The 13,706-nt window shown below is 52.2% G+C and carries 11 protein-coding genes; 2 read left to right on the forward strand and 9 right to left on the reverse strand.

Annotated elements, in window-relative coordinates; translation table 11 throughout:
- Window positions 1-2: 2 nt before the first annotated feature.
- The 6 genes from tssL to BMF08_RS04470 form a co-directional block, all read right to left on the reverse strand.
- Window positions 3-656, reverse strand: coding sequence for a type VI secretion system protein TssL, short form (tssL, locus tag BMF08_RS04445; protein WP_072571147.1), 654 nt, complete (start codon window positions 654-656; stop codon window positions 3-5).
- Complete coding sequence (gene tssK / locus BMF08_RS04450; RefSeq protein WP_072571146.1) at window positions 653-1,990, reverse strand: type VI secretion system baseplate subunit TssK; 1,338 nt, start codon at window positions 1,988-1,990, stop codon at window positions 653-655. Before tssK ends, tssL begins: the two co-directional genes overlap by 4 nt.
- 11 nt (window positions 1,991-2,001) lie before the next feature.
- Entirely contained in the window at window positions 2,002-3,549 is a 1,548-nt protein-coding gene (tssC, locus tag BMF08_RS04455) for a type VI secretion system contractile sheath large subunit (protein ID WP_072571145.1), read from the reverse strand.
- 30 nt (window positions 3,550-3,579) lie between these two features.
- Window positions 3,580-4,080 carry a type VI secretion system contractile sheath small subunit gene (gene tssB / locus BMF08_RS04460; RefSeq protein WP_072571144.1) on the reverse strand — a complete coding sequence of 167 codons (501 nt, stop codon included), beginning with the start codon at window positions 4,078-4,080 and terminating at the stop codon, window positions 3,580-3,582.
- Window positions 4,081-4,553: 473 nt separating this feature from the next.
- Complete coding sequence (locus BMF08_RS04465; protein ID WP_072571143.1) at window positions 4,554-6,452, reverse strand: methyl-accepting chemotaxis protein; 1,899 nt, start codon at window positions 6,450-6,452, stop codon at window positions 4,554-4,556.
- Window positions 6,453-6,635: 183 nt separating this feature from the next.
- The gene (locus BMF08_RS04470; protein WP_072571142.1) at window positions 6,636-7,829 is read right to left on the reverse strand and encodes an NAD(P)/FAD-dependent oxidoreductase; all 1,194 of its coding nucleotides are present in this window, start codon (window positions 7,827-7,829) and stop codon (window positions 6,636-6,638) included.
- A 229-nt stretch (window positions 7,830-8,058) separates the two neighbouring features.
- On the opposite strand from BMF08_RS04470, the gene pitA reads away from it, so the two are divergent.
- The gene (gene pitA, locus BMF08_RS04475) at window positions 8,059-9,555 is read left to right on the forward strand and encodes an inorganic phosphate transporter PitA (protein WP_072571141.1); all 1,497 of its coding nucleotides are present in this window, start codon (window positions 8,059-8,061) and stop codon (window positions 9,553-9,555) included.
- Between the two features lie 55 nt (window positions 9,556-9,610).
- Here the strand turns inward: pitA and uspB are convergent, their stop codons facing one another.
- Window positions 9,611-9,946 carry a universal stress protein UspB gene (gene uspB / locus BMF08_RS04480; RefSeq protein WP_072571140.1) on the reverse strand — a complete coding sequence of 112 codons (336 nt, stop codon included), beginning with the start codon at window positions 9,944-9,946 and terminating at the stop codon, window positions 9,611-9,613.
- A gap of 399 nt (window positions 9,947-10,345) precedes the next feature.
- Between uspB and uspA the strand changes: the two genes are divergently transcribed.
- Window positions 10,346-10,783 (forward strand): universal stress protein UspA, encoded by a 438-nt coding sequence (gene uspA, locus BMF08_RS04485; RefSeq protein ID WP_072571139.1) that lies wholly within the window; start codon window positions 10,346-10,348, stop codon window positions 10,781-10,783.
- Window positions 10,784-10,819: 36 nt separating this feature from the next.
- Here uspA and rsmJ read toward each other — a convergent pair whose 3' ends face one another.
- Window positions 10,820-11,572, reverse strand: coding sequence for a 16S rRNA (guanine(1516)-N(2))-methyltransferase RsmJ (rsmJ, locus tag BMF08_RS04490; RefSeq protein ID WP_072571138.1), 753 nt, complete (start codon window positions 11,570-11,572; stop codon window positions 10,820-10,822).
- Between the two features lie 7 nt (window positions 11,573-11,579).
- On the reverse strand, window positions 11,580-13,622 hold the full coding sequence (prlC, locus tag BMF08_RS04495; protein WP_072571137.1) for an oligopeptidase A: 2,043 nt from the start codon (window positions 13,620-13,622) through the stop codon (window positions 11,580-11,582).
- Window positions 13,623-13,706 lie beyond the last annotated feature (84 nt).

The raw sequence follows: 13,706 nt of genomic DNA on the forward strand, positions 1-13,706 counted from the left end.
TGTCATTGCATCCCAGCCAGGTTCGAGACCATCTGCGTAAGTTCACTGCGAAGCATCAACCACAGTGCCACCAAAATCATGATCCCGGCCCCCCACGAGAACCAGTAAACTTTGCGCCCGGAGCGTAAACTCATGGATCTGGATACAATTGGCGTTTCCTGAGCCATGGTAAATGGTGGTACTTGGTGACTCAGCCTACGTACCACATCCTCCCGACGTTCGTCTCCTTGCTGCCGGTAACGACCTACAAAACCTAATGTGAGCGCGCGATAAAAACAGGTCAGCACAGCAATGTCAGGTGCTGGCTCCTGTAATACAGTACGGATCCGCTCCCATAGTTCTTCTCCGGCGTTAAGCGTGTTGAAATAGCGAGCTTGCAACGGATCTTTAAGCCATTTTGCAGAACCACTATCCTGGTGCGGACGATTCATCACGCTTTCATCAAGTAGTGCACACTGCGTATAAAGCATATGATTACAACTGGCGTCGCTAAAACCAGCCTGAGTTAGTGCTTCACGTGCCTTATCAACCCACTCACAAGCACGCCGATAAAGCGCTTCACCATCTTTAATTTCCTCTCCGCTGCGTAGTTGGCTGACCATCAGCCAGCAGGGGTAAAAAATCGCATCAACAACAGATGTATTTATTTTGTTCATGAGCGCAGCACCACAAACAGTTCAAGTTTTACTTCTCCCAGAGAACCTGGCGTGTAAAAGGCGCAGTTACCTGAATCCAGCATGGCCTGACCAGCGGCGCTATTAAGATCAAGTGCGAAATATTGGTTTTCCAGGCGTAATGGAATTGCAGCAGGCACGTGGGTTAGAGGCTTCATGACTACCCCGCTAAGTGCAACGTTAACCACATCTGAGACGTCTTCGTAGCTACCAGCCTTACACAACAATGGAAATTGAGTTTGCAAAAGGTGGTTAGCGATATTTGAGCGGACCGAAAGGTAGAAATCAGCCCCCTCACGGAGCCGGGCATCATGTAAAGAGCCTGTCCAGAACTGGCCATTAAGGCTCAGTTCTATTGCAATCACACGAGAAGGTAGGCTGGCTTCAAGTAGAGAGTCCAACAAGTTAAACAACGGTGGGAAAACCTGCTCCGGACTATTGTGCTGATAGGCCGGGATAACCTCCGCCTTATACTCAAGTGAAAAAGTTAACAAACTACCTGCAAGCCGTACGAGTTCACGGTAGAAAAGTTCAGGATGACGAGAGGGTGATTGATAAAGCTCATTTAGCACTGGTTCGGCGCTATTTAATGCATTCAGTAACCAGAATAGCGACACGTCAGCGACGGCAAAATCGGCCATCCTTTCATTACTTTCACGCCGCATCTCCATCAGACGACGACGTCGAGCCTGGAGCCGATGGAGTAAATCCCCCAGCTCGGTAAATACGGTTTTGCTTGCTGACAGAGAAAGCATTGGCGGTATGAAATTATCATCCAGTTCCCACTGTCCCTGAACGTTACGGATAAGGCGCACAACAGGACAAATGAGATAGGCACTGTTATCCTGATGTGCAAAGCGCAACGTAACGGCATGCCGTAAAACAGCAAGTTCAGTGCGCTCATGACCGGAAAGTTCCTGTACCGTCACCCATTCCTGCCGCCAGCGGCGAGGACGCGCGCTGTCCTGTCCATCGTCAAGGTTTCCGCCATTTGCTGAAAGCAACGGTAATGCCAGCACCACCTCTATGTTGTCACGATCAGCCACGGAAGATAAATCACAGACGGGGGGTAAGTTATCCGCGAGTTCAGTATCAATTACAGTGCCATCAGGAAAACGCACTTTCAGACGCAATGCATTCAGGCGAGATAAAGCCAGCGATCCGCGATCAAAATCTGCCTCAACCACACCCCATGGATGCGCCAGTGCCATATGGGCGACAGCATCAGTCACGTAAGCATCCCAGCGAGCCTGCTGTTGAAACTGTTGTGGGGCCAGAAAGGCCCCGTCAGTCCATAGCGGACGATAAATTTTCATCCTTCCCCCGCTTACGCTTTCGCCTTAGGCATCTGCGAAACCAGCGACAGGTTAACGTCCATACCTTCCACCTGGAAATGAGGTATGGCGTATAATTTCACGCGGAAGAAACCGGGATTATCTTCAATATCTTCAACAACAACCTTCGCATCACGTAGTGGATGAGATGCCTGCAGGTCATCACCCGGATCGGTCATTTCGGTAACCAGACCACGCACCCAGGTATTCAATTCCAATTCAAGTAAGCGACGATCTTTGGTGGTACCTATATTTTCTCGCTGAATCATTTTCAAATAATGTGCAATTCGGGAAAGCAGGAAAATATACGGTAGACGGGCATTTATGCGGCTATTAGCAGTCGCATCAGCAGTATCGTACAATGCAGGTTTCTGAGCCGAGTTTGCAGAGAAGAAGCAAGAATAGTCGCGGTTTTTATAATAGGACAGCGGGATAAAGCCCAGGTTAGCAAATTCAAATTCGCGGGTTTCCGGAATCATGACTTCAGAAGGGATTTTTACCTGATTGCCGGTGCCAAGATCATACAAATGAATAGGGAGATCTGTTACTGCTCCCCCCGCCTGAGGGCCACGGATTTGAACACACCAGCCATTTTTAATGAAACTTTTCACCATATTTGCAGCAAAGGCGAATGAAGCATTTGTCCACAGATATTTTTCGTGATCGGGGCCTTTCACTTCTTCAACATAATTAAAGCTACGTACCGGTACAGTATCCGGTCCATAAGGCAAGCGGCCGAGCACTCGAGGCATTGTCAGACCTATATAGCGGGCATCATCTGATTCACGGAATGCTTTCCATTTAATATATTCTGCACGATCAAAATAATTTCCAATATCTTTTATAGCAGCTACATCCTCCATCGATTTTTTCAGGAAGAACGCCGGGCCAACTGAACCGATAAAGGGCATGTGGGCTGCAGCAGAGATTTTAGAAATATTGCGTAATAGCGCGACATCTTGTGCAGAGGCATCAAACTCATAGTTTGAAATGATCGCACCTATAGGCTCTCCACCTGGCGTATCATATTCCTGAATATAAGTATGATAATAGAGACCCGTCTGGACAATTTCCGGTGAATCCTCAAAATCCTGGCGAAGATCATCTTTGGAAATATCTAACACTTCAATTTTTACGTTTTGACGAAAATCGGTACGATCAACAAGTGACTTTAGGCCACGCCATGCTGCTTCCACCTGCTGGAAACCTTCATGATGCATGACAACATCAAGTTGGCGACTTATCTGGAAATCGAGCTCGGCAATGTGATGATCCAGCAAAGCCTTATCCAGTCTTTCAACAGTCTGACCAGACTGTTTCAGACGCTCCAAAAATACCTGAACAGCGGCCGTTACACGTTGATCTGCAGTTACATCGGCAAGAGCTGAACCATCCTGATAGTTGTTCAGGTCGTTCAGTTCAGAAACAGGTGTAAGATTGATCTTTTCAAACAGGGAAGCATATACCCCGCCACCTTCAGGACGCTCAAGTACGGTAGTCTGAGCAACTGAAGCATTTTCGGTATTGACTGACATAAGCATTATCTCGCATTGTTCCGTTAAAGGTTGGAATTACGCCTCATTTGGCGCCAGGGCATTCAGTTCTTCACGTAGCTCATTACTTAACGTGGGATCTTTCAGAATGCTTTCGAGTTCTTTACGGAAGGTAACGTTATCAAGCAGATTAGATTTCAAATCGCGCAAAAGGTTACGCATAGCCAACATGGCGCGAAGTTGGGGGATCTGCCGTGCCACTTGTTCTGGTTCAAAATCCTTCATTTCTTTAAAGGAGAGATGAACGCTTTCTTCAGTTCCGTTACCTGCAAGGGTATTTTCTACAGTCAGGCTAAGAGAAGGAGAGAAATCGGCAAGAACACTGTTGAAATTAATTTTGTTGATGTTTACTTTTTCACGTTCAGAAAGTGGGCGTTCTTCTTTACCGTTACTGTAATCCCCCATCACGACCAGCTTGAGCGGCAGTTCAACTTTTTTTTGCGCACCGCCGGTGTGGACATCAAGTTTAATATTGACGCGCGCTTTAGGTATTTCCGATTGAAACGAATTATTTGACACAACAGACTCCTTATATACTGGCGAAGGAATATCGTAAGCTAAAGGCTCACTTCCTGACGATGTAATACTTTACGAAAGGAATTACGTAATAAAATACCACTCCCTGTGACATGGCTAAACCATCACGTACTAAAAAAGCTATTTTTAGGAATTTGACGCGAAATGCATTTATATAATAAATGAACGACAATGAATTTATAAAAGCAATGAATTAAAAGCATGCTTATTTAGCCCGCAAACAAATATTTTATATAATTGACATTTATGCTTTTATAAAAAGTCAATAACTATTCATCCGCTTTATACATAATGACATCGGCCACAGAAAATTACATGAAGGTGTAAAATTTACGCTTAACATGCAAGACGGAATCAATGAATAGCAACAGTAGTGTGTTGGGATTGTTGGGAAGATAAGGTTTTAATGCGAGGAGCCAGCGGTGCCCGGTCAGGCACCGCTGGACATACGGGGCTTAGATTTTAAAGCTGGTAACGATTTTTTCCAGCTGAACGGTCTGTTCTTCCATGGATTGCGCTGCCGCAGCTACTTCCTGCACCAGCGCCGCGTTTTGCTGGGTGGTGCTGTCGAGCTGGTTAATCGCCATATTAATCTGATCGATACCCTTACTTTGCTCGTTGCTCGCCGAGCTGATCTCAGAGATTAAGGTGGTTACGCTTTCCACTTTTTCCACCAGGCCGTTCATGGTGACGCCGGCCTGCCTGACCAGACTTCCGCCCTGCTCGATATTCGCAACGGACTCTTCGATCAGCTTTTTGATCTCCTGCGCCGAGGTGGCGCTGCGCTGTGCCAGGGAGCGCACTTCCCCCGCGACCACCGCGAAGCCGCGTCCGTTTTCACCGGCACGCGCCGCTTCAACCGCCGCGTTGAGCGCCAGGATATTGGTCTGGAACGAAATACCGTCAATGACGCTGATGATGTCGACAATCTTCACGGATGAGTCATTAATTCTGCTCATCGTGCTGACCACCTCGTTCACCACCGAGGCCCCTTCCCGCGCGGCGCCCGATACCTGGCTGGAGAGCTTATTTGCTGCCTGCGCGTTATCGGCGTTCTGGCGTACCGTGCTGGTCAGCTCTTCCATCGAGGCTGCGGTTTCCACAATCGACGATGACTGATCTTCGGTACGGGCTGACAGATCGCGGTTGCCGCCAGCGATCTGGCGCGATGCCGAAGAGATCGCCTGCGCGCTTTGCCCGACCTGCTGCATTAATTCCTGCAAATAGGTAATAAAGGCATTGAAGTTCTGAATGATAGCGTTAAATTCCGGGCTTTTACTCTCGGTTAAGCGTTGGGTCAGGTCAGCGCCACCTCTGGACAGTGCCTGGATATTGTTATTTAACAGGCTGACGTTTCTGAAAATATTGCGCACAAAAATCATTAAGACGAGGATTAAGACGATCCCCAGCGTTAACTGAACAATAGTTAATTTGGTCAGAATAGAATTCGATGCCTGCTCCAGCTTACTGGCTGGCAGATCGACGGCCAGGAACCAGGGGCTGCCTTCAATGGGCAGCACAAATAACGCGTGCTCACCGTCCGATCCAGAATACTTTCCTTCATAAGACTTTTGTTGGCCGGTATTCAGCAGCGACAATAATGCCTGAGAAGATGGCAGATTAAGGTCACGTAAATTATTCAGCGCCTTGCCGCCTTCTGTGGAAGCGCCATTACCGACGATTTTTCCGTCCTGCTCAATAATCAGAACGTTACCCTCAACCGCTTTACTCATGTCTGCGGCCAGCTGATTGAAAAAGCCGAGCGTCACGTCAATGGTCGCCACGCCCCAGGGTTTACCATCACGCCATATCGCCATGGCGCAGTTGGTCCGCGGCTGTGGGCTGGCAGCATCCTGATAAGCACGCGCCCAGGCACATTCGCCTTTGGCGGCGTTCAGGCCGTCTTTATACCAGGCCTGCTCCCAGTATTTATCTGCTTCCGGCTGGTTCCACACGGTATTGACCTGCAGTACTCCACCAGCGTCGCGGGCAAAGAAGGTGCTGAACTTCTCGCGCTCAGGATCGCGCAGACGGGGTAATGGCCAGATACCGCCGCCGAACACATTCTGATCGCCATACTGGTTTACCAAATTTGGCAGCAGTTGATCGATCTGCGCACTGTCGAGGGTGCCGACAAGTTCAGTGATCGTTTTTTGCTGCGCTTTCACGCGGTTCATTTGTTCTTTAATAGCGTTACTTTGCAGGGCAACGGTATGACGAACCAGTTCCGTTTCCGTGGCGACAATTTGCGGCGAGACAAAATGCTTAATCACGAAAAACGTAACCAGCACTAAAATAAAGAAAAATCCAACAAGAAGCAGGCTAAAACGACCCTGGGTGGTTTTCCATAGCATGATAAATATGACTCAGGTAGGGGAGGTATAGAATGGATAACGGCATAACGCTCAATAACTTTAATTTTATAAATTAGTTAGCAGTGAACGCTTATATAATTAATGGCTGCGGAAAAGCGGAGAAATAAAATAGCCCGATTCTTATCGGGCTATTTGCTAAAAATATTTTGAGTCTATCAAAATTTATTTATCGCTGAGTGCCTGCGCACACGCCCAGGCGCTGGCCCAGGCCCACTGGAAGTTATAGCCGCCCAGCCAGCCGGTGACATCCATCACCTCGCCAATAAAATACAGTCCAGGCACATTACGCGCTTCCATGGTGCGTGACGACAGCTCATGGGTATCCACGCCGCCAAGGGTCACTTCCGCCGTGCGGTAGCCTTCGGTACCGTTTGGCTGCACCCGCCACCGGGTCAGCGTTTCAATAAGCGCCTGCTGGTCGCGTGGGTTAAGCTGTTTCAGGGTCACATCCGGGATCTGTCCCAGCGACTGTAAGCACTCCACAAGGCGCTTCGGCAGGTGCATCGCCAGCGTGTTTTTCAGGCTCTGGTTCGGATGTCCCGCCCGCTGCTCATTGAGGACGCTTTCAGGATCGCATTCCGGCAGCAAATTAATGGTGACGAATTCACCCGGCTGCCAGTAGCTGGAAATTTGCAGGATCGCCGGGCCGGACAGACCGCGATGGGTGAAGAGCAGGTTTTCACGGAATACCGTGCCGTCTTCCGCCTCGATCACCGCGGGCACCGACACGCCGGAAAGCGTTTGTAACTGCTCCAGTAATGGTTTATGCAACGTGAAAGGCACCAGGCCTGCCCGTGTCGGCAGCACCTTCAGGCCAAACTGTTCGGCAATTTTATAGCCGAAGGGCGTAGCGCCCAGGCCCGGCATGGAAAGGCCGCCGCTGGCGATCACCAGTTTGTCGGCGCTGACGGTATCGCCGTTCAGCGTCAGCGTATAACCGTCGTCATCGCGGGCCACTTCAAGCACTTCAGTGCGCAGCCGCATCACTACTTTTCCCGCTGTACATTCCGCCACCAGCATATCAACGATCTGCTGGGCGGAGTCGTCGCAGAACAGCTGTCCGAGGGTCTTTTCATGCCACGCGATACCGTGTCTGCCGACCAGATCGATAAAATCCCACTGGGTATAACGTGCGAGGGCAGATTTACAAAAATGCGGGTTCTGGCTCAGATAAGCCGCAGGCTCGACATAAAGGTTAGTAAAGTTACAGCGGCCCCCGCCAGACATCAGGATCTTACGGCCCGGTTTTTTACCGTTATCGAGTAACAGGACGCGTTTACCTGCCTGTCCGGCCTGCGCGGCGCAAAACATTCCGGCCGCTCCGGCGCCAATTACGATGGCATCAAACCTTTCCACACGACGATCCTCTTGATTAATGAGCGGCGAATTGTAAATTTTCGCCGCTGGTCGCACCAGCAAAAATATGTCAATTCGATGACAGCTATTTGAAAAATAAAAGATAATTGTTTTTACGCTTTTACAACCTAAGGAAAATTATCAAAAAAAGTCTATATTTCACTTTCCCCGCACCGCGGTTGTCCACGATAATGCGCCGCGTTCATGACCTCAAAATGGCGTAACGTATATGCTACATTTATTTGCCGGCCTGGATTTACATACCGGGTTATTACTTCTTCTTGCTCTGGTCTTTGTCCTGTTTTACGAAGCCATCAATGGCTTCCATGACACGGCGAACGCGGTGGCAACGGTTATCTATACCCGTGCGATGCGTTCTCAACTCGCGGTCATTATGGCTGCGGTGTTCAACTTTTTCGGCGTTCTGCTGGGTGGACTGAGCGTGGCCTATGCGATTGTGCATATGCTGCCAACGGATCTTCTGCTCAACGTCAGCTCGGCGCATGGCCTCGCCATGGTGTTCTCAATGTTAACGGCGGCGATTATCTGGAACCTCGGCACCTGGTACCTGGGTCTGCCGGCCTCCAGCTCTCACACCCTGATTGGCGCGATTATCGGTATTGGTTTAACCAATGCGCTGATGACCGGCTCTTCTGTGGTGGACGCGCTTAACATTCCTAAAGTTATCAATATCTTCGGCTCCCTGATTATCTCGCCAATCGTTGGCCTGGTGTTCGCAGGCGGGCTGGTATTTTTGCTGCGTCGTTTCTGGAACGGCAGCAAAAAACGCGACCGCATTCATATGACTCCGGCAGAGCGTGAAAAGAAAGACGGCAAGAAAAAGCCGCCGTTCTGGACGCGTATTGCCCTGATCCTGTCCGCTATCGGCGTGAGCTTTTCTCACGGCGCTAACGATGGTCAGAAAGGTATCGGCCTGATCATGCTGGTACTGATCGGCGTGGCGCCAGCAGGCTTTGTGGTGAACATGAACGCCTCCGGTTATGACATCACCCGTACCCGTGATGCGGTGAATAACGTCGAAACCTACTTCCAGCAGCATCCTGCGCTGCTGCAAAAAGCCACCGGTGTGGATCCGCTGATCCCGACGCCGGAAGAAGTGGCGTCCAAACCGAACGAGTTCCATTGCCATCCGGGCCGCGCCATTAACGCGCTGGACCGCGCTAAAGCAATGCTGACCAATATCGAAAGCTACGACAAACTGCCGGTAGAACAGCGCGGCCAGCTGCGTCGCATTTTGCTGTGTATCTCTGATATTACCGACAAAGTGGCCAAGCAGCCGGATGTCAGCGCTGAAGACCAGCGTCTGCTGAAGAAGCTGAAAGGCGATATGCTGAGCACCATCGAATACGCGCCGGTCTGGATCATCATGGCCGTTGCGCTGGCGCTGGGTCTGGGCACCATGGTGGGCTGGCGTCGTGTGGCGACCACCATCGGTGAGAAGATTGGTAAAAAAGGCATGACCTACGCACAGGGGATGTCGGCACAGATGACCGCAGCGGTCTCCATTGGTCTGGCAAGCTATACCGGGATGCCGGTTTCCACCACGCACGTGCTCTCCTCTTCCGTGGCGGGGACGATGATTGTGGACGGCGGCGGCCTGCAAAGAAAAACCGTGACTAACATTCTGATGGCCTGGGTCTTCACCTTACCGGCGTCGATTATTTTGTCCGGCGGACTGTACTGGATCGCGCTGAAACTGATTTAAGCGCGGGCAGGAAGCATACAAAGCGGGTCAGTTTACTGGCCCGCTTTTTTTATGCTCAGTGCCAGATCATGAGGGCGATCAGGCTAACCACCACCAGGCCACACAGCGCGCTGGTTAAAATAAAATGCTGACGAACCCGCTGGCAGCGACGAATAAACTCATCATCATGATGGTCCAGATAACGTTGCTGGTAGATATACCACACCAGGCGCATCTGCTTACTGGGCTGTCCGTGCGAGGTAAAAAATCCTCCGCCATCCACATATTGATAGAGCAACGGATCGCAACCACGAAGTACCACTAACAATGCGCGTAATGATGAGAAGTAACGCGCCATATTCACCACACAAACGACACACAAAGCCCAAAACAGCGCGACGGTGCTGACCATACCCCCTCCCCGGCGATCCGCCCACGGAGAAATCCCCCGGGACTCTCGCTCCCCGATACTCAGCGAAAACAGTTCAGTGAAGAGTGTTACCAGAAACCGAGCGGGATCACATTTATTTATCCGGACGGCTCATTAAATAGTGTAGGAGATCCGTTAATTTTTTTACCACAAGGTTAATCGTAATCATGACCTGCAAATCGATTATTTGTTGCAGTAAAGCGTGAGCCAGGCGGATTGACGGCAGAGATCGTGCGTTATAAGGTAGAAATATCTTCTACAATTATACTCTTAAGGCCGGGCATTCCCCGCGCAAATAGTATGCAGGACGCGGGACACAGCACAACGCAGGATGAGCTGCTAACCCACTGGTCATCGACAACTTATGGAAGGAGTAACATTATGGCTTACACACATATCCTGATCGCAGTCGATCTCTCCCCGGAAAGCAAAGTTCTGGTCGAGAAAGCGGTATCCATGGCGCGCCCTTACAATGCGAAGGTTTCGCTGATCCATGTTGATGTTAACTACTCCGATCTTTATACCGGCCTTATCGATGTGAATCTTGGCGATATGCAGAAGCGCATCTCCGAAGAGACGCATCACGCGCTGACCGAGCTGTCCACCAACGCGGGCTATCCGATCACCGAAACCCTGAGCGGCAGCGGCGATTTAGGTCAGGTGCTGGTCGATGCGATTAAGAAATACGATATGGACCTGGTGGTCTGCGGCCATCACCAGGATTTCTGGAGCAAACTGATGTCCTCCGCGCGCCAGCTGATCAATACCGTTCACGTTGATATGCTGATCGTGCCGCTGCGCGACGAAGAAGACGAGTAAGGTTCAGATAGCCTCTCTCCCTGCGGGAGAGAGGAATTACTCCGGCGTTCCGGCGTAAATATCAAACCGGTGGCCCTTGGTGACCACCGCGTTAGGCGTGGCGATGCCCGCCAGCGGCGGCGCATAGTCCGGGCGCTTCACCACCACGCGTTTGGTCGCCAGCCGCCGCGCAGGTTCCAGCAGCCCGTCCGCATCCAGATCCGGCCCCACCAGCGACTGAAACACCCGCATCTCTTTTTTCACCAGCGCGCTTTTCTGCTTATGAGGAAACATCGGATCGAGATAGACCACCTGCGGGCGTGGCGTTACCTCATCAAGCCCGGTCAGGCTGGAAGCGTGGATCAGCTGTAAACGCTCCCGCAGCCAGGGGCCGATTTCCGCATCCGCATAGCCACGCGCCAGACCATCATCGAGCAGCGCCGCCACCACCGGATTGCGTTCCAGCATGCGCACCCGACAGCCAATGGACGCCAGCACAAAGGCATCGCGGCCTAAGCCTGCGGTCGCATCCACCACGTCCGGTAGATAACTGCCCTTAACGCCGACTGCTTTCGCCACCGCTTCGCCGCGTCCGCCGCCGAATTTGCGCCGGTGTGCCATCGCCCCTTCGACAAAATCGACAAAGATGCCGCCGAGCTTTGGCTCATCGCGTTTACGCAGCTCAAGATGCGTCGGAGTGAGCACCAGCGCCATCAGGTTATCCGCGTCATGCTCCAGCGCCCAGCGGGCCGCAAGAACAGATAAGGCACCGTCTCCGGTGCCTGATTCATCTGACAAACAAATTTTCACGCTACTGTCAGCCTTCGATGCCGTAATGCGCCAGCATGGCGTCCAGCTGCGGCTCACGGCCACGGAAGCGTTTGAACAGCTCCATTGGCTCTTCGGAACCGCCGCGCGTCAGGATGTTATCCAGGAACGACTGCCCGGTTTCGCGGTTGAAGATCCCCTCTTCTTCGAAGCGGGAATAGGCGTCCGCCGCCAGCACGTCGGCCCACAGGTAGCTGTAGTAACCTGCCGCATAGCCACCGGCAAAGATATGGCTGAAGGCATGCGGGAAACGGCCCCATGTCGGACCCGGGATGACCGCGACCTGCTTTTTGATTTCCGCCAGGGTTTCGAGGACTTTCGCCCCCTGCTCCGGGCTGAATTCTGCATGCAGACGGAAGTCGAACAGGCCGAACTCCAGCTGGCGCAGGATAAAGAGCGCGGCCTGATAGTTCTTGGCGGCGAGCATTTTTTCCAGCAGCGCTTCCGGCAGCGGCTCGCCCGTTTCGTAGTGACCGGAGATAAACGCCAGCGCTTCCGGCTCCCAGCACCAGTTTTCCATAAACTGGCTTGGCAGCTCGACCGCATCCCATGGCACACCGCTGATGCCCGACACGCCCGCCGCTTCGATACGCGTCAGCATATGGTGCAGACCGTGACCGAATTCGTGGAACAGGGTGGTCACTTCATCGTGGGTAAACAGCGCCGGTTTGCCGTTCACCGGGCGGTTAAAGTTACAGGTGAGATAGGCGACCGGTTTTTGCAGCGAGCCGTCCGCTTTACGCATCTGACCCACGCAATCGTCCATCCACGCCCCGCCGCGTTTGTTTTCACGGGCATACAGATCGAGGTAGAAGCTGCCGCGCAGTTCGTTGCTCTCATCGTAAAGCTCGAAGAAACGCACGTCCGGGTGATAAACGTCGATGTCCTTACGCTCTCTGGCGGTGATGCCATAAATGCGTTTCACCACTTCAAACAGGCCGTTAACCGCTTTTTCTTCCGGGAAGTACGGGCGCAGCTGTTCGTCGCTGATGCTGTACAGATGCTGTTTCTGTTTTTCGCTGTAGTAGGCAATATCCCACGGCTGAAGGTCATCCACACCGCACTCTTCTTTGGCGAAGGTACGCAGCTGGGCGAGTTCACGTTCACCCTGCGGACGGGCGCGGCGCGCCAGATCGGTTAAGAAATCCAGCACCTGGGTCGGGCTTTGCGCCATTTTGGTGGCCAGGGATTTGTGCGCGTAGCTGTCGAAGCCCAGCAGTTGCGCCAGTTCGTGACGCAGGGCAAGGATCTCCGCCATCACCGGGCTGTTGTCCCATTTACCGGCATTTGGCCCCTGATCGGAGGCGCGGGTGCTGTAGGCGCGGTACATCTCTTCACGCAGCGCCTGATTGTCGCAGTAGGTCATTACCGGCAGATAGCTTGGAATATCCAGGGTTAACAGCCAGCCTTCCTGCTCTTTGGCTTCGGCCTGCGCTTTGGCGGCGGCCAGCGCGCTTTCCGGCATGCCGGACAGTTCAGATTCATCGGTGACGAGTTTCGACCAGCCCATGGTCGCATCCAGCACGTTGTTGCTGTACTGATTGCCGAGTTCGGACAGGCGGGCGGCGATTTCGCCGTAACGTTGCTGTTTCTCTTTCGGCAGGCCAATGCCGGAGAGTTCAAAATCGCGCAGCGCGTTATCGACGGCTTTTTTCTTCGCCACATCCAGTTCGTTATAGGCGTCGCCATCGCGCAGATTGCGGTACGCCTGGTACAGCCCTTCGTGCTGGCCGACCCAGGTGCTGTATTCAGACAGCAGCGGCAGCGTCTGCTCGTAGGCTTCGCGCAGTTCCGGACTGTTTTTAACAGAGTTCAGGTGGCTGACGGGTGAAAACAGACGGCCCAGACGGTCATCCACTTCCGCCAGCGGCTGGCAGAGATTATCCCAGGTGTAAGGCGCGCCCTGCGCCACCACGCGCTCTACCGCCTCGCGGCAATCGTCCAGCGCTTTGGTGACAGCGGGTACGACGTGCTCAGGTTTGATGGCGGAAAACGGCGGCAATTCGAAAGGCGTCAGTAATGGATTGGTCATAAGCGCTGTCCTGGTTAATAAATAAGTTAAGCGCCCGATCAGCGCTTTTTCCGATAAGGTCTGGTATGGGGTTTAGTGTAGTTA

This window comes from Enterobacter sp. SA187, from assembly GCF_001888805.2.
Classification (GTDB): Bacteria; Pseudomonadota; Gammaproteobacteria; order Enterobacterales; family Enterobacteriaceae; genus Enterobacter_D.